This window comes from Pontibacter korlensis, assembly GCF_000973725.1.
GTDB classification, from domain to species: Bacteria; Bacteroidota; Bacteroidia; order Cytophagales; family Hymenobacteraceae; genus Pontibacter; species Pontibacter korlensis.
This window is the reverse complement of sequence record NZ_CP009621.1, coordinates 5298767-5314739: the sequence shown is the minus strand read 5'-3', so window position 1 is coordinate 5314739 and position 15973 is coordinate 5298767. Positions and strand designations below refer to the sequence as shown.

16 protein-coding genes and 2 pseudogenes are annotated in these 15973 nt (G+C 52.6%); 7 read left to right on the top strand and 11 right to left on the bottom strand.

Annotation, left to right across the window (positions count from 1 at the left end; translation table 11 throughout):
• Nucleotides 1-46: 46 nt before the first annotated feature.
• Nucleotides 47-1344, top strand: a pseudogene (locus PKOR_RS26160) (erythromycin esterase family protein).
• A 20-nt stretch (nt 1345-1364) separates the two neighbouring features.
• On the opposite strand, the gene PKOR_RS22695 reads toward PKOR_RS26160, so the two are convergent.
• Both PKOR_RS22695 and PKOR_RS22690 read right to left on the bottom strand, forming a co-directional pair.
• Entirely contained in the window at nt 1365-2519 is a 1155-nt protein-coding gene (locus tag PKOR_RS22695) for a hypothetical protein (protein WP_052739048.1), read from the bottom strand.
• A 19-nt stretch (nt 2520-2538) separates the two neighbouring features.
• The gene (locus PKOR_RS22690) at nt 2539-3174 is read right to left on the bottom strand and encodes a protein-L-isoaspartate(D-aspartate) O-methyltransferase (protein WP_071843183.1); all 636 of its coding nucleotides are present in this window, start codon (nt 3172-3174) and stop codon (nt 2539-2541) included.
• Nucleotides 3175-3398: 224 nt separating this feature from the next.
• Between PKOR_RS22690 and PKOR_RS22685 the strand changes: the two genes are divergently transcribed.
• On the top strand, nt 3399-3608 hold the full coding sequence (locus PKOR_RS22685) for a hypothetical protein (RefSeq protein WP_046313687.1): 210 nt from the start codon (nt 3399-3401) through the stop codon (nt 3606-3608).
• Between the two features lie 76 nt (nt 3609-3684).
• On the opposite strand, the gene PKOR_RS22680 is transcribed toward PKOR_RS22685, so the two are convergent.
• The 6 genes and pseudogenes from PKOR_RS22680 to PKOR_RS22665 form a co-directional block, all read right to left on the bottom strand.
• Complete coding sequence (locus tag PKOR_RS22680; protein ID WP_052739047.1) at nt 3685-4140, bottom strand: YbhB/YbcL family Raf kinase inhibitor-like protein; 456 nt, start codon at nt 4138-4140, stop codon at nt 3685-3687.
• Between the two features lie 158 nt (nt 4141-4298).
• Nucleotides 4299-5336, bottom strand: coding sequence for an alpha-amylase family glycosyl hydrolase (locus PKOR_RS25910; RefSeq protein WP_262501842.1), 1038 nt, complete (start codon nt 5334-5336; stop codon nt 4299-4301).
• Nucleotides 5333-5902, bottom strand: a pseudogene (locus PKOR_RS25905) (alpha-amylase family glycosyl hydrolase). Before PKOR_RS25905 ends, PKOR_RS25910 begins: the two are co-directional and overlap by 4 nt.
• Nucleotides 5903-5956: 54 nt before the next feature.
• Nucleotides 5957-6487, bottom strand: a complete 531-nt coding sequence (locus PKOR_RS25380) for an alpha-glucosidase C-terminal domain-containing protein (RefSeq protein WP_462938325.1) — start codon at nt 6485-6487, stop codon at nt 5957-5959.
• A gap of 9 nt (nt 6488-6496) precedes the next feature.
• Nucleotides 6497-7594 carry an alpha-amylase family glycosyl hydrolase gene (locus PKOR_RS22670; RefSeq protein WP_200897401.1) on the bottom strand — a complete coding sequence of 366 codons (1098 nt, stop codon included), beginning with the start codon at nt 7592-7594 and terminating at the stop codon, nt 6497-6499.
• Nucleotides 7595-7850: 256 nt separating this feature from the next.
• Complete coding sequence (locus tag PKOR_RS22665; RefSeq protein ID WP_052739046.1) at nt 7851-8192, bottom strand: SPW repeat domain-containing protein; 342 nt, start codon at nt 8190-8192, stop codon at nt 7851-7853.
• A gap of 111 nt (nt 8193-8303) precedes the next feature.
• On the opposite strand from PKOR_RS22665, the gene PKOR_RS25745 reads away from it, so the two are divergent.
• From PKOR_RS25745 to PKOR_RS25735, 3 genes are read left to right on the top strand one after another with little or no spacing between them, the layout of a single operon-like run.
• Nucleotides 8304-8453: an early set domain-containing protein gene (locus PKOR_RS25745; RefSeq protein ID WP_235336999.1), complete on the top strand. Its 150-nt coding sequence runs from the start codon at nt 8304-8306 to the stop codon at nt 8451-8453.
• Entirely contained in the window at nt 8453-8725 is a 273-nt protein-coding gene (locus tag PKOR_RS25740; RefSeq protein WP_052739045.1) for a hypothetical protein, read from the top strand. Before PKOR_RS25745 ends, PKOR_RS25740 begins: the two co-directional genes overlap by 1 nt.
• Entirely contained in the window at nt 8692-9426 is a 735-nt protein-coding gene (locus PKOR_RS25735; protein ID WP_235336997.1) for an alpha-amylase family glycosyl hydrolase, read from the top strand. Before PKOR_RS25740 ends, PKOR_RS25735 begins: the two co-directional genes overlap by 34 nt.
• A 785-nt stretch (nt 9427-10211) precedes the next feature.
• Here the strand turns inward: PKOR_RS25735 and PKOR_RS22655 are convergent.
• Nucleotides 10212-11498, bottom strand: a complete 1287-nt coding sequence (locus tag PKOR_RS22655) for an MgtC/SapB family protein (protein WP_046313685.1) — start codon at nt 11496-11498, stop codon at nt 10212-10214.
• Nucleotides 11499-11727: 229 nt separating this feature from the next.
• On the opposite strand from PKOR_RS22655, the gene PKOR_RS22650 reads away from it, so the two are divergent.
• Nucleotides 11728-12303, top strand: coding sequence for a hypothetical protein (locus tag PKOR_RS22650; RefSeq protein WP_046313683.1), 576 nt, complete (start codon nt 11728-11730; stop codon nt 12301-12303).
• Nucleotides 12304-13510: 1207 nt separating this feature from the next.
• Here PKOR_RS22650 and PKOR_RS22640 read toward each other — a convergent pair.
• Complete coding sequence (locus PKOR_RS22640) at nt 13511-14080, bottom strand: CDP-alcohol phosphatidyltransferase family protein (RefSeq protein ID WP_046313681.1); 570 nt, start codon at nt 14078-14080, stop codon at nt 13511-13513.
• Between the two features lie 5 nt (nt 14081-14085).
• Entirely contained in the window at nt 14086-14238 is a 153-nt protein-coding gene (locus PKOR_RS25145; protein WP_158453819.1) for a hypothetical protein, read from the bottom strand.
• A 1001-nt stretch (nt 14239-15239) separates the two neighbouring features.
• Here PKOR_RS25145 and PKOR_RS22630 point away from each other — a divergent pair.
• Complete coding sequence (locus tag PKOR_RS22630; protein WP_046313679.1) at nt 15240-15968, top strand: HAD family hydrolase; 729 nt, start codon at nt 15240-15242, stop codon at nt 15966-15968.
• Nucleotides 15969-15973 lie beyond the last annotated feature (5 nt).

The following is a 15973-nucleotide window of genomic DNA, read 5'->3' as shown; positions in this document are numbered from 1 at the left end:
GCCTTACTGGCGCTGTGCTTCATCTTACACTTAAAACGAAGGTATTATGGCTGAAGCTTCTTCAGACTCATTAACAAGCAAAGATTTTCACCCCCTGCAAAACACGAAAGACCTGGACCCGCTGCTGGAAAGAATCGGCGATGCGAAGTATGTTCTGCTTGGGGAAGCCTCCCACGGCACGCATGAATACTATACATGGCGGGCCGAAATATCTAGGAGACTGATAGAGGAGAAGGGCTTTAACTTTATTGCCGTAGAAGGCGACTGGCCAAACTGCTATAGTATAAACCGCTGGATAAAAGGCTACGCCGATGCCAGCGGAACCATTACCGACGTGCTGCACCAGTTCGACCGCTGGCCTACCTGGATGTGGGCCAACTGGGAAATTGCGGCCTTGGCGGAGTGGCTACGGAAGTATAACAGCAAACTTGGCTTCGGTAGGAAAATCGGCTTTTATGGGCTGGATGTGTATAGCCTCTGGGAGTCTATGGAGCTTATTGTGGAGTACCTGGAAAAGGAAGACCCGAAAGCGGCTGAATCGCCAAAAAGGCCATCGACTGCTTTGAGCCTTATGGCGAGGAAGAGACTTATGCCTCTGCGCTGAGCATGATGAAGCCAAGCTGCAAAGATGCGGTGGTGAAGCTTCTGCACGAAGTACGGCAAAAAGCCCCAAGCTATGACCATGACCCGGAGGCAAGGCTGAACGCGGAGATGAATGCGCTGGTGGCGGCAAACGGCGAGAAATACTACAGAACCATGGCATCCTTTGGGGGTAACTCCTGGAACGTGCGGGACCTGCACATGGTGGAAACGCTGAACTCTCTGATGAACTTCCACGGGCCGGATGCGAAGGTAATTGTTTGGGAGCACAACACCCACATTGGCGATGCCCGCTATACAAACATGGCAGACCGGGGCAACATGAACGTAGGCCAACTGGTGCGGGAGCAGCATGAGCAAGATGGTGTGGTGCTGGTAGGGTTTGGCTCTTATGAAGGTTCTGTGATAGCCGGCAGGGCCTGGGGAGCCACCATGCAGGAAATGGAGGTGCCGTAGGTCATAGAGAACAGCGTGGAAGAGATGCTGCATGCAGTGTCATCGGAAAACAAACTCCTGCTATTTGACGAGAAGCCTGCTTTAAAGGAGCATTTCAGCGGTTGGCTGGGGCACAGGGCCATTGGCGTGGTGTATAATCTGGAGTGGGAGAGAGGCAACTATGTTCCGACCAAACTTTCCTCCCGCTATGATGCCTTCCTGTACATAGACAAGACCCGTGCGCTGCATCCTTTGCGAATGCAGCCAAGTGGCCATTTAGCGCCGGAAACTTTTCCTTTTGGTATTTAAAACTGAGTCCAGAACAGAGCTTACTGAGTATTCCGGATGGCGCAGAAAGCGTGAGGATAATGGCCGGCAACCATACTTGCCGCAAGCGATACGGCGTTGATGTCCAGATGCTCAGTCCAGGTGGGGGCTTGCTGGTTTGCAGGGTTACTCCAGAAATCTTCTATAGCATCGGCCAAAGGTATAAATCTGTCCAGTTCGCCGAGGTCTAAGGCTGTTACCTGCTCTTTCATGCCGGAGAGGGCACGCAGGCCAAGCGACAAACCGCACTCCCGGAAGGCCAGCCGCTGACGGGCAGGCCGGTTTGCCTCGTGCATGCGTGCATATACCTTCAGGCCGTAGAGGCTGTCGGCCAAAAGCTTTTCAGGTCTTATCTCCTCAGGTAGTGTGCCTTGCGCAGAAGCCAGTTCTGCCGCACGCAGTGTGTTAAGCAATAGCCCGCCAATGCCGAGCGTATCGGTAGTTGACCAGTCGCGGCCGGTACAGAGTTTCTTGAAATCGCTAATAAGTGGCTCCAGTTCTGATGCTTTGTCTGGTGCGGCTTCCCGTGCGCTTTCGGCGCATATCAAACCTTCCATCGGGTCGTGGGCACCCATGCTTGGCACCAGCGGCCGGGATAAATCTATACTCATTTTCCAGTACATCCTCATCCGGCCACCGCTCTTGTCTATAAACTTTCCGCCTGCCTGTATCAGCTCGGCGGCCCAGTCGGCGTAACGTTGCTGACCCGCTTCCTGCCGGGCTTGCAGCAGGGCATTTATCCAACGGGTGATGTAATGGAAGTACTGGCCGTCACGCTCCCACTCCAGCTGCTCGTTAGAAGGTTCATCAGCTTCTCGCTCTGGCAGCCTTTTGCCGATGCGCAAGCCGCCTGCCGTGGGGTGCTGTTGTCCTTCCGCTTCAGGTAAACCGCTTATCCAGCCTTTCCGAATGTCATCCTGCCGGTATTTGCCCAGGTGCTCGTGTACTGCACCGATGAGCCTAAGTGCAAGCTTTCTGTAGCTGTCTTCATCGAGGGCGTGCGCCAGCCCAAAACAGGTTTGCACGGCAAAGGCATCCGTCCATAGGTAGCGCTGTGCTGCATCGCCTCCACTGCCTGTCAGGCCGGTTCTACGGGCAAAATCATCCATTAGCTTCCGGGCCTTTTCCAGATTTTCGCTGTTGCCTTCCTGCATCATTTTGTCTGCTGTGTCCGGTTTAGAATCGCTTTTGGGCCTCTCCGGTCATGGGGACAAACTTTACGGGCAGGAGCTTTCTCTCTTCAAAAAAATCCGCGCCTGTCCGTTGCAGCAGCACCAGGCTTTGCATCACATTGCCGACAGGTGCAAGTAACCTGCCGCCTATTTTTAGCTGCTGTTTAAGTGGCTCTGGTATGGCAGGCGGAGCGGCCGTAAGTATGATGGCATCGAAAGGAGCCTCTTCGGGCCAGCCCCCGAAACCGTCTCCGTGGCGGGTGGTTACGTTTTCTATTCGGGCCTTTCTCAGGTTTTCCTTCGCCAGGTCAGCCAGCCATTGTATCACCTCGACACTGTATACATGCTTTACGATGCGGGACATAACAGCCGCATTGTAGCCGCAGCCTGTTCCTACTTCCATTACCACATCTTCCGGCCCCAGCCTCAGTGCCTGTGCCATATAGGCCACAATATAAGGCTGGCTGATGGTCTGCTCTCTGCCAATAGGCAGCGCCCGGTCCTCGTAAGTATGCTCCAGCATGTCGTCCGGCACAAACAACGAGCGGTCTTCTTCCCGCATGGCCTCAAGCACTTTAGCATCCGTAATGTCTCTTCCCCTGAGCTGGCGCTCTATCATTTCCTCTTTCGTTGTTCTCATAGCTTTATGGTTTAGCGTATCATTATTCTTTTTACCGATGGTAGTTAAATTGGTTCGGGATATCGTGCAGGCCCTGAAGTTTTAACCTTTCTTTGAGCAGGGGAAAGCCAATAATCAGAGTATGAGAGGAGGTATCTCAAATTTAATACACAGCGCCACCAGACTTGGTAACAGCCTCATGCAAATGGCAGTATACACAAATGAACCTCTAAATTTTTACAAATATGAAAGATTTACAAACGTCAGACCCTAAGGCGCACGTTCAGAATGTACGGTCTGGAATGCAAGAGATAGTGGATCATCTTCGCAAGGACATCGGTCGGCTGGAGGAGCCAAAGGCAAAAGCGCTTTTCGAGACCTCTGCAGAGGTTTTAGGCGGCCTGATTACTGCATTCTCTCACTATGAAGAGGGCAAGGAAGAAGCCTGGAAGTGACAGCTCCTGTTTTACCATTATCTGCCCCTGCCGATAAGATGCTCTCTCTGGCAGGGGCGCATGTTTAAACTCAGGTTCAGGATTTTTTGTAGGTGCCCATTAATTCTCCATAGGCAATGGTTTTCTCGCCAAGGAATGCCTCCAGCGCCTCCCTCGTGCTGCCGGGATCCAGGTTCGCCTTAGAGTCGAGGGCGTGTACCTTGAAAAAATACCGGTGCTCTTCTCCAGAGGGTGGGCAGGGACCCATATACTTGTTCTCTCCAAAACCGTTCGGGCCTGTTACGCCGTCCGGCTCGCTGTTTTCTTCGATGTTGGGCCTCGGGGGCATGCCCCATACCATCCAATGGGTAAAGGTGCCCTTTGGGGCATCCGGGTCCTCCAAAATGATTACCAAGCTTTCCGCGTTTTCCGGTATGTCGCCTATTCTCAGCGGAGGGTTGATGTTATCGCCGTCACAAGTATAGTTTGGCGGGATAGGAGCATTTTTATCGAACGCAAAGCTTGATACCTGCAATGTCTGTGTTTGTGCCATAGCTTTTCTTCTTTTCTCGTGTCATGTTTCTTTTGAAACGGCGTAAGTCTCAAAATGTTAGAGCATAGGGTTTTATACCTGCTCTTGATGCCTGGTGATAATTGGTGCACGGCAGGAGGAGTTGCCAGCTAAATGATTGTTGCCTGGCTAAGTAAATTTCACTCCAGCCGCACCACAATGCCTTCATCCCCACTCAGCAAAATAGTGCCGCTTACAGCTGTGCCTTCACGTTCCAGGTAAGTGCTGATGACAATGGTTCCCCTAAAGGTATCATGCTCGGCTTTGAAGTAGGCTGGCCTGTGGCTCAGGTTCAGCACGATCAGGAAAGTATGGCCTTCGGACTGCCTGGTATAGGCGAATAGCTGTGAGTCTGAATAAACCGGAGCGAACATACCCACACGCAGGGCCGCTTCCTGCCTGCGCAGCTGTAACAGCCTTCTATAGAAGGACAGCATGGAATATGGATCCTGTTGCTGCGCTTGCACATTGACTTTGCGGTAATTCTCCGGGAGCCTGAGCCATGGCTTTCCGCTGGTGAAGCCCGCATGCTTGCTATTGTCCCACTGCATGGGAGTGCGGGCGGGATCGCGGCTAAGGTGCATGTCTGGCATGTTGAGGCCCTGCGGGTCCTGTACTTCCTCAGGTGGTATTGGCACGTCGCGCATGCCCAGCTCATCGCCATAGTACAGGGTAGGTGTGCCACGAAGGGTGAGCAGCAGCATGGCCGCCACCCGGGCCTGTGACTTCCCGGTACGGCTCACGATGCGCGGCTTATCGTGGTTACTCAGCACCCAGTTGGGCCAGCCCTCCGGTGGCAGAGCGCCTTCATACTCAGCTATAGCGGCGGCTATCTGTTGTGCATCCCAAGGCAGCGTTAACAGTTGAAAGTTGAAGGGCAGGTGCGCGCCCTTATTATCCTGCCCATAGTAGGCCACCAGGCGGTGGATAGGCAGGTATATCTCACCAATTAGCACGCGCTCCTCATACCTGTCTGTCACCTCCCGCATTTTGGACACAATCTCGTGCACCTCGGGCTGGTCGGTGGAGTAGGTGGGGAGAAGGCTGCGGTAGGGCAGTTCTAGCGGGTTATAGTCTGGGTTTGGCGAGTTATCGCGCAGCTGCTTGTCTTTTATCATGTGCCACATCACGTCCACCCGAAAGCCATCCACACCTCTATTGAGCCAGAAGCGTATCACACCTCCAGCATAGCCTGCTGCACCTCAGGGTTTCGCCAGTTCAGGTCGGGCTGCTTTTTGTGGAAAGCGTGGTAATAATATTGCTGTGTGTGCCCGTCCCACTCCCAGGCGCTGCCCCCAAAAATACTGAGCCAGTTATTGGGCTCTGAGCCATCCTCCTTAGAGTTTTCCCAGATGTACCAGTCGCGCTTGGGGCTGTTGCGGGAGGAGCGGGCCTCTACAAACCAAGGGTGATCGTCGGAAGTATGGTTTGGCACTAGGTCAAGTATAAGCTTCATATCCCGCCTGTGCACTTCCTCGAGCAGCTGGTCAAAATCGTCCATCGTGCCGAAGAGGGGGTGAATACCGCAGTAGTCGGAGATGTCGTAGCCGAAATCGGCCATGGGCGAAGGGTAAATGGGAGAGACTCAGACCGCTGTGATGCTCAGCCACTTTAGGTAGTCGAGACGCTGTATGATGCCGCGCAGGTCGCCCACGCCATCGCCGTCAGAGTCTTGGAAGGAGCGGGGGTATACCTGATAGATGATGCCACTCTGCCACCAAAGGTGCTGTTGTTCCTGTTTCATAGCTTATCAAGTTGATCATAAATTTGTCCGATTCATGGTAGTTTGCTGGCGACATTACTGCTTCGTCTTTAGCTGGTTTACCCTGAACCATCTGTACCCATAAGCTTCCAGTTCCAGTTGTACGGTGCCTTCCCCAGTAAGTTCATAGTCTCTGTCGGAGAAGATGTCCACGAACTGGCTGGGGTGGAACCTGCGTGAGCTGATGGTGAACCTACAGGGTTTAGCGGAGAGGTTGTGCGCGAAGACGAGCACGTTTTCTTTCCAGGCATAGGAGTGGACTAGTACATGCGGCTGGTCTGCCTTTATCACTCTTGGTGCGCCCCAGCCTACTTCGAGGCAGTGCCTCCGCATCAGGATGAGGCGCTTCATCCAGTTCAGTAGCGAATTTTGGTCATGTTGCTGCGCCTCCGCATTCACTTTCTTGACACTATACGGGCCACTGGTGATAAGTTGCCTGACAAGCTGCTCCTGAGGGGCTTCCGAGAAACCCCCGTTCGTATCGCTGGTCCACTGCATGGGGGTGCGCACGCTGATACGGCCTGGCAGGTTTAGGTCATCGCCCATGCCTATCTCATCACCATACACCAGTACCGGTCAGCCGGGCATCGTAAAAAGCATGCTATAGGCCATCTCCAGGTATTTCCTGTTGCCATGCAGCATAGGGGCCATGCGCCTCCTGATGCCCCGGTTGAAGATGCGCATGTGTTCTTTAGGTGCGAATTTTCTAAACACATCCTGTCTCTCCTCTTCCGAGAGGCGCTCCAGGTCAAGCTCATCGAGGTTGCGCAGAAAGTTTACCCATTGGCAGCGGCTCGGGGGGAGGGACACTTGCAGGAAGTCTGCGACTGGCTTTGCTTCCTCGCGGGCAAGCGCCAGAAACATGTAGTTGTCCAGCAGGAAGTTGAAGAGCAGATTAAAGCGGTCACCCTTGCCGTAGTAGAAGCCAATCTGCTCAGCTGGCACATCAGCCTCCGCCAGCAGCATAGTTGCACCGCTTTTCTTGGTGGCCGCCTTCCGAAGGCTTTTCAGAAACTGAGCCGGACGTTTTATACTTTTGCCTTCCTTGCCTTTGCCGGATAGCAGGTGAGTGGCCGCATCCACCCGGAATCCGTCGATGCCAAACGACAACCAGAATTCTATGATGGATTTAATCTCCTCCTGTACCTCGGGGTTGGCGGCATTCAGGTCAGGTTCAAAATTGTAAAACTTGTGGTGGTAGTAGGCCCCGGCTCTTTTCTCGTAGGTCCATATGCTGTTTTCTTCCCCCGGGAAGATATTCTCTGTTTCCTGTGCGGGCTTTTCCTCGCGCCATACATAAAAACTATGGAATTTGGAAGTAGGGTCTGCGCTGCCTGCCTGAAACCAGGGGTGCTCATCGGAAGTATGGTGAGTGACCAAATCGATCAGGATGCGGATTTTTCTTTCTCTGGCTGCGGCTACAAAGTCAGAAAAGTTGCGCAGGTTGCCCAGGCGACTGTCGACGGAGTAGTAGTCCTTCACATCATAGCCGTTGTCGCGGTTGGGGGTGGTATAGAAAGGGAGAAGCCAAAGGCAGTCCACGCCTAGGTCAGACAGGTAATCTAACCTGCTCGTCAAACCCTTAAAGTCCCCCACGCCATCCCCGTTTCCGTCCTGGAAACTCTCCACATCCACAGCGTAGAACACAGCATCTTTGTACCAAAGCTCGCCCATATATTAGATTCAAACTCGCCCATATATTAGATTTAAATACGTGTGTTAAGGATTTCCGTAATAGCTGCCAGCATGGGCCGCTGTAAGTTCTTATTACCTAAGAGATTTGAAGACTACGCACCGGCTCCTGTATCCGGCGCTACCTGCCTTATTTAGCCGACAGCCAATTCAGAGCGCCCCTTGTTCCCAATAAAGCAAGGGGCACTCTGGTTTTTATAGGATTCCCACTGCCCTGCCAGCTTGTAACAAGTTTAGCTCACGTTACCGTTTTGGGGATGTGCTGTCGGGTAAGAGAAGCTGGGCACGCACCGGGTCGTAAGCGAAGCCAGGACCAAGTACAGGCCGCGAGGATCAGATGCGGCAGGTATGCTTCTCCAGCAAAGCCGAATAGCCACGGTGATACCGCCAGCGCGATACCAAGAACAAGGTCCATCAACAGGTGCGTGCCCACCGGCATCTTCTTGATGATATCGGCTTCAAAGTCCGTCACGACTGCTTGCATCAGCACCACGGCACCTGCGACCACGGCTGCCCCAATGGCCGCCTCTACTTCACTGAAGCCCAGCAGCCAGGGCGAGCTCAACAGCAGCAGCCCCACCGCATAGTCTAAGATCCCGTGGAAACGGGTTGAAATTATTTTTACGGTTTGGGCCCCCGAGAAGAATCTATAGTGTTACACCTAGTTCATCCAGTGGAGCTAAAGGTAGAGATGCAAAAAGATAAATACGGCTACTTTACTGCTGAACTTCAGGATGTACAGCCCGAAACGAAGTACTTCTTTATGCCGGACGGGGAAAAAGCTATCCTGATCCGGCCTCCCATTACCAGCCAAATGATGTACACGGGCCATCGCAGGTAGTGGACCATAGCGCCTATGCCTGGCAGTACAGCAGTTGGCGGGGCCTTCCTTTTAAGGACCTCGTGCTGTATGAGCTTCATGTGGGTACCTTCACGCGGGAGGGCATGTTCGAGGCCGTTATTCCTCTGCTGGATAACATCGCGGAGACAGGTATTAACGCCATCGAACTATTGCCTGTGTCCCAGTTCAGTTCCCAGGGAGCAGGAACTGGGGCTATGACGGCGTCTACCCCTATGCCGTGCAGGCATCTTATGGAGGACCTGAGGGACTGAAGAAGCTGGTGGATGCCTGTCACGCTCGTGGGATCGCAGTGTTTCTAGATGTTGTATACAACCACCTTGGGCCTGAGGGAAATTATCTCGGCAAGTATGGCCCCTACTTCACAGACCGTTACTGTACCCCCTGGGGCTACGCTTTGAACTTCGACGGTGCTTGGTCGGACGGCGTGCGGGAGTACTTCTCAAACAACCCGCTCCACTGGTTCGAGCATTATCATTTGGACAGATTACGGCTGGACGCCATACACACCGTCTATGACACCGGGGCCGTCTCCTTCTGGGAGCTTGCTCATGGCAAAAAAAGAGGAACTGGAGCAAAGGCTTGGCCGTCCGCTGTACTTGATAGCGGAGAGCGACTTGAACAGCCCCAAAGTCGTGAAGACACCGGAGGTAGGCGGTTACGGCTTTACGGCCCAGTGGCTGGACGACTTTCATCATTGCCTGTATGTGCTGCTTTATCCGGAGGGTCAAAAATACTACGTGGACTTCGGGCAGATGGAGCAGCTGGCAAAAGCCTACACAGATGGCTTTGTGCACAGCGGAGAGTATGTCGAGTTCCGCAAAAGGAAACACGGCGCCACCTCGGCGGGTGTGCCGGGCGACAGGTTTGTGGTCTTCACCCAAAACCACGACCAGGTGGGCAACCATGTCGGGAGCCGGAGGCTGTCCTCCCTGGTGGGTTTCGAGCGGCTTAAGCTGGGGGCTGCGGCCGTTATGCTGTCACCCTATGTACCTATGCTTTTTATGGGTGATGAATATGCCAAGGACGCTCCTTTTTACTATTTCACCAGCCACTCGGATAAGGAGCTGGTCAAGGCCGTGCAGCAAGGCAGGAAAGAGGAGTTCGCAGCCTTTCACTGGGACGAGGAACCACCTGACCCGCAGGCAGAGGAAACTTTTCATAGCTCAAAGCTACAATGGCATAAGAGAACAGAAGGCAAGCACCGTATTATGCTACAGTGGTACAAGGAGCTCATCCGGCTGCGCCGCTCCGAACCTGTGCTCCAGAATTATGGTAAGTCTAGTGTCAGGGTAGACCCACTGGGCCAGGATGGCTTTGTGCTTCATCGGCAAAGCAGCGATGGACAGCAACACATCTTTTGCCTCTTCAATCTTTCCGAAAAAACCTTAACGCATGCTTTGCCAAACCTGGCTACAAGGTGGGAAAAAGTGCTAGGTTCCAAAGAAAGTGCTTGTTTGGAAAACAGTAAAGAGAAAGTTAATCTACTACCTAAGCAGGCTCAGAATGAGGAAGAACTACAACTACCTCCTTTAAGCGTTTCCGTATATAAGGAGATACAATAGAAACGAGGGGTCAGCATGATAGTGCTGACCCCTCGTTTCAAACAGATAACTGATTTATCAGACATTACTAAATGTCAAACTTAGAGTATAGAGAAGTCTGTAAAAGGAATACTTTTGTAGTGTTCTTGCCTAATTAAAACTTACTCTTTTCCTAACCGCAAACTGACGGAAACCGTTATTTATTTGCTTTATCAGGCATAAGCCCCTGAAACAGCCTCAGGTCCTCCGGCCACCACCACAGCACCAGCAGCCCGCCCGCCAGCACTATCCCGAAAAGCATAGCGACCCGCCCGAACAGACTGCGGTTTCCGATAATCCCAGCCAAGGCAGCCTTGAACACCAGGTTGGAGAGCGTCGCCACCAGTATTACGCGCCAGCCGTTGCCTACGTCAACCTGGCCGGTGTTCATAAGGCGGGCGGTAGAGAGCGTGATGGCATCCACATCCGCCAGACCGGAAATTACCCCAACAATATAAAGCCCCTCTCTGCCCAGATACTCTTTGGCGGCTGCGGTGGCCAAGGTCACGACGGCATAGACCAAACCGAAAACCAGTGCCGTTTTAAGCTGGGCCGGGTTTCCCTGCTCCGGCATTCGGTCCCTGCCCTTCCTGTTGAAGAAGTATGCCACGCCTGCTACGGCGAGCATGAGCACGAACAAAGCCCCAAAGGGAGGAAGCACCTGCGGCACTGTGCCGGGGGCCAGGAGGGCAACCTCCACCACTATTCTCACCAAAGCCACCGTGGAGGCGATAAAAATAACGAGCGCGGCCAGCATGGTGTTACCTGCCCCGCCTTTGGAGCGGCGGGCGTAGCTGACGGTGGTGGCCGTGCTGGAGATAAGTCCCCCGAGGATGCCACTCAGCACCGTGCCGGCCTTTCCCCCGAAGGCCTTATAGGCAAAGTACCCCAGCAGGCCGATTCCCACGATCAGCACCACCATGAGCCAGATGTTCCGCGGGTTGAGCACATCAAAGGGCCCGAAGGTCTCGTCCGGCAGTATGGGCAGAACAACCATAGAGATAACGGCAAACTGCATAATGGCGCGAATCTCTTTCTCGCCGATCCGGTCCACAAAGCGGTGCAGGGTGCCCTTCAGGTGCAGCAGCACGGCCACCGTGGCTCCCACCGCCACGGCTATTTTGCCGTTGCCATCCATGACATAGGCCCCGAGAGCGAACATCAGCAGCATGGTTGTTTCGGTCGTCTGCCCGACATCCATGCTCTCACATTTGGGATGCATCAGGTTGCCAGCCACCGCCATCCCGGCGACACCGATAAAAGCCGCTGCAACGATCCAGCTGCCATAGGCTGTAGCCAGAAGGGCTGAGAGTGAGCCCAGCAGGGTGATGAGCGGAAAGGTCCGAATACCTGCCAGCTGTGATCCTCGGTGCTGCCGCTGCAGCCCCACCAACAGGCCTAGACCGAGTGAGATACCAAATTTTTGAAAAAGCTCTAACTCCATATCAAGTGTGCGTCCTGTAATAGATCTACTGATACGAGAGTTTGGCAAGCGAGAACCGATACTTTTCCGGAAAGAACAGCAGAAAGCAGGAAATGCCAACCAAAAACACGCGCCTGTGGAAGGATTGCCATTTTGATTTCCGGGGATTCATCAGGTCCAATATGAAGGCAGAACCTTACCCTCGGTTGATGCCGTATAGATTTTTATTCATGAATATTAGACACGCGATATGGCAAAGGACAAAACGCAGGACTCATTAGCTATTCTTGGAGATGCCATCGGCAAGGGAATACTGGCAGGCTTGGTGGGCACGGCAGCCATTACAGCCGCCCAGATGATAGAGATGCAGCTCACCAAACGAGAGCAAAGCCAAGCCCCGAGCAAAGTGGCCGGGCAGGTGCTAGGTGTCACTCCCAGCAACAAAGAGGAAGCAGCAGAACAAAGCGGTGAGCCAGCGCCTGCAGACAAAAGCAATGAGCAGGTGAAAGAGGAGCATACTAAACATTTCTCCCAAATGATGCATTGGCAGTACGGTACCTCCTGGGGGGTAGCCCGAGGGCTGCTCTCCATCGCAGGAGTGACAGGGTGGCCGGCGACAGCCGCGCATTTCGGGGCCGTCTGGTCAACAGCCCTGGTGATGCTTCCGGCGGCAAATGCCTCAGAGCCGATCAACAAATGGTCGCCAAAGCAGATAGCCCTGGATGTCTTGGAGCATGGCGTGTATGCCATAGCGGCTGGACTGTTTTTCGATTATATCAACCAATCAGCTCAAAAAGCACCTGCGTCAGAAAGCTCCACAGATTAAGGTGCTGTTCAGAGTATGGTTAGAAGTGCAGCATATGCTAATTGCCTAAGTTTTATGCGCCTGGCGTTGAAGCACCTTGATCGGGCTATAATGGCAGCGGAGGCTTTTTTATGTCCTGCAGCACAGATTCCGCTCCTCGTCCTTGGCCTTGCGGATGACGGTCATTTTCCCTTTCTTCCCAGTATAAAGGCTTCCACCTCCTCCATCGTACTTACCCCTTTATCTCGTAAGACACCCAGTATCTCGGCTTTGGTGATACGCTCGGCTTTCTGGCGCTCCACAGGAACTGCCCCTGATAGAACAGCAGGGAAGGCGTGGCCTTGGCCAAACCGCTGAACCTATCGAACCTCACCGAGAGCCAGGCAATAGCATACTGCAGAGAGATCAGCACCGCAAACGCCAGCAACCCGTCCCATCCTTGGTCAGAGGCGCAGAGGCCAGGCTGGATCTCAGCGCTACGGAGACAATAAAATCAAAAGTATTCATCTGCGAGAGTGTCCGCTTACCGGCGATCCGGAGTTGGATAACCAGACTGGCATAGGCCAATACGCCGATAATCATAGTTCGGGTAACGCTCTCCCAGCCCCCAAAGAATATTCTCTCCATGAAAAACAATTGAACGTTGCCTGCGGCAGGCTTACACCGTTTGGATACGGTTTAGGGCTCTCCATGTTCCGGATTCCTTTTCTTGGTGCGTGTATACTCCGTTCACTTGTTAATGGCCCATGTGCAGGATCACGAATGATTATAAGGGATGATAACTGCGCTTTTCCCCTCACTTTAAACAGGGACTTACGCCTGGCGGTACGGCAGCCCAGCCAACCATTTTAAGGACGGAACGTTACCCTATAAACGAAACATCATCTGATTGGTATGGGTAAAACGGGAACTCTAACGACGGCCGCCTTGATCGTTACTCTTGGGGTGTTGGCTTGGCGTGTATTTATAATGACAACGGCTGATTAGCCATGTTCAAAGCATGTAAATTAGTGGGGTAAAGGAAGGGAAGCGCCAATAGCATTAGAGCATCATCTGGCAGTCTCGAGTCTGTTAGACAAATTGCCTGACTTCTGGCATTTGTCTTCTAACCAGAGCTTGCTGCTGAATCGGCGACCCACTTACCGACTTTAGAACACAGCGGCACCGGCACGTACTGTTGCGTCCAGGCCAAAACTGTAACAGTCTCACTGGATACTATTTTCCCAACCTACTCTTTGCCTTCTTTTAGCACCCAGTATAGTCCTTTCACATTCTCCCGCTGTTTCTCAAGCACGAAAACAAGCATGATTTCCTCTACCGCCTCCACGATCGCGGCTATAAAGGCCAGGTAGTACAGCCAGGGAACAATACCGAAGAAGAAAGAGGAGACCAGCATAAGGGCGAGTGCCACAGCCGTTATCTTAGCCATGTATGTGTGGAAACTGCTCGATTTGCCATAGCGGATGCGGGACAGTATAAACTGTAGGAGGAACAGGCCGATGGCCGTGAGCGCTGGCCAGGCATGCTCCACCACAAAATCAGTATATAGCCAGAACAGCCCCAGCAGGGCACTCGCTATGAGCAGCATGTCCCCGATTGAGTCGAGCTTTGTTCCTCTCTTGCTGGTCTTATTCAACTTTCTTGCAAGGAATCCATCGAGCGCGTCGGTCAGGAAGCCCAGCAGCACAAGCCAGCCGACCACGCTGTTTTTCTCCATCGCAATAAAGACCAACAGAAACGGTATAAGTATTATTCTGCTGACAGAAAGCCAGTCTGCAACATTCAATTTATCTTTCATAGGCACTATACTGATTTTAAAATATCCCGCTCGGTCTCCAGCTCTCGGATGCGCTTGTGCAGGGCCTGGTCATCCGGTGCAGCAAGAGTGTTCTCTTCCTTTGCTCGTCTGTCAGACCTTCCGTGGATCGCACGGGTGAACTCTCTTTCTGACGCCATTTGCTCAGCCGGCCGGGATCGATGTCCAGCTCGTCGGCTACTTCTTTGACCGAACCTCTCGCATAGGAGAGGTCAATGGCCAACCGCTTAAAGGAGGCATTCTGCACTAGGTTACCTGACGCCTTGCTAATATGAGGAATGGTTATACCAACAAAATATGACTGCCTAAGGAATCCCGCAGTAAACTGTTGCAGTTCCACTATTTCAACGAAGAACATCTGCAGTATATCGCCACTCAAAAGCCACGGGGACTTCAGACGCTTTTTCCTGTGCAACCTAAATAAGCTACTCAACAGCTGTTTTCTGAACGAATGGCAGATGAAAGCAACTGATATCAGAATCAGTATAAAGTTGCACAAATAACAGCTAATGGATAGTCTGGCTCTCAGTCTAAATCTTTATTTCGGCTTCCCCTGTACATATAATATAAAGCATAGCTAGAGAAATAAAGGTGGATACGTATAAAATCAAAAGCAGTGAAATAAGGCAAAGCAGGAAAGGGTTCAACATCAGACCTGAAGCGAGGGAAGCGTTCTCGAACAGCATCAGGTAGCCTGAGACCATCCCCTGTAACGTACCAAAGGGTGTGTTTGACCAGGAAAAATTTTCGGTAATAGCTACTGCCTTTGCCGCAGCTACTACTGAAAGCCAGGCCTAGTTTCTGATGGGAGGAGGTGAAGCGCCGTTGCCTAGCAGAAAGCGGACAGGTGGCGGCAAAGGATTTCGTCTGCACAGGCGGAAAGGCCGATAGATATACTATCGCTGGTGCAAGCTTGCAGTTCGTACTCTTGTGGCAATGCTGTTGATTAAGGATATACCTGGAAACCTATAGCTGTCTCGTCGAACGCAGTGAGAAAACTTTCTTAAACTCTCAGATGGATTTCTCACAGCGTTCGAGATGACAATTTTCCAAATCCTTGAGTTGATGGCATGGAGTTGAGGTGAATGGATACCAATTTTGTCCTTCACCAGCCAATCATCTATAACCAAACTATGAAAACATGTCTCCAATCCACAACCATCATTTCAGGACAGTCATCTTAGACATGGACGGCGTAATTACCCAAACCGCCAGTTTGCATGCCGAAGCTTGGAAAGAGATGTTCGATACCTTTCTCGAGAAGCAGGACGGGGAAGCGTACGAGTCCCTCAGCATCGAGCAGGATTACAAACTATATATCGACGGAAAGCCGCGTTTCGATGGCGTCCGCAGTTTCCTGGAGTCGCGCCATATCGTGCTGCCGGAGGGGCAACCAGACGATGCGCCCGGGAAAGAGACGGTGTACGGGCTGGGGATGCAGAAGAACGAGCTTTTCCTGGATTCGCTCGATAAGGAGGGGGCGCAGGTATATCCTGACACGCTGGAGATGTTAAAGAAATGGAAGGAGGCGGGGCTGAAACTGGCCGTCATCTCCTCTAGCCGCAACTGTCGCCGTATCATGGAGTCTGCGGGCTTGCTCGATATGTTTGATGCGCTGGTGGACGGGGTGCTGTCGGAGGAGAAGCAGTTGAAGGGCAAGCCTGCGCCCGATATATTTCTAGAAGCCAGCAACATGCTGGGGGTGGATGCCCCTGATGCCGTGGTGATAGAGGATGCCGTCGCGGGCGTAGAAGCAGGGAAAAAAGGAAACTTCGGTTTGGTAATAGGCGTGGCTAGAAAAAATGAGGAGAAACTCCTGACAGCAGCAGGCGCTGATGTGGTAATAAAGAAATTGACAGAACTGGAGTAAAGATC

Coding starts and splice junctions, on each gene's coding strand:
- PKOR_RS22695 (WP_052739048.1), bottom strand. CDS start 2,519: ATGATGCAGGAAGGCAACAGCGAAAATCTGGAAAAGGCCCGGAAGCTA.
- PKOR_RS22690 (WP_071843183.1), bottom strand. CDS start 3,174: ATGAGAACAACGAAAGAGGAAATGATAGAGCGCCAGCTCAGGGGAAGA.
- PKOR_RS22685 (WP_046313687.1), top strand. CDS start 3,399: ATGAAAGATTTACAAACGTCAGACCCTAAGGCGCACGTTCAGAATGTA.
- PKOR_RS22680 (WP_052739047.1), bottom strand. CDS start 4,140: ATGGCACAAACACAGACATTGCAGGTATCAAGCTTTGCGTTCGATAAA.
- PKOR_RS22670 (WP_200897401.1), bottom strand. CDS start 7,594: ATGGGCGAGCTTTGGTACAAAGATGCTGTGTTCTACGCTGTGGATGTG.
- PKOR_RS25745 (WP_235336999.1), top strand. CDS start 8,304: ATGCAAAAAGATAAATACGGCTACTTTACTGCTGAACTTCAGGATGTA.
- PKOR_RS22655 (WP_046313685.1), bottom strand. CDS start 11,498: ATGGAGTTAGAGCTTTTTCAAAAATTTGGTATCTCACTCGGTCTAGGC.
- PKOR_RS22650 (WP_046313683.1), top strand. CDS start 11,728: ATGGCAAAGGACAAAACGCAGGACTCATTAGCTATTCTTGGAGATGCC.
- PKOR_RS22640 (WP_046313681.1), bottom strand. CDS start 14,080: ATGAAAGATAAATTGAATGTTGCAGACTGGCTTTCTGTCAGCAGAATA.
- PKOR_RS25145 (WP_158453819.1), bottom strand. CDS start 14,238: ATGGCGTCAGAAAGAGAGTTCACCCGTGCGATCCACGGAAGGTCTGAC.
- PKOR_RS22630 (WP_046313679.1), top strand. CDS start 15,240: ATGTCTCCAATCCACAACCATCATTTCAGGACAGTCATCTTAGACATG.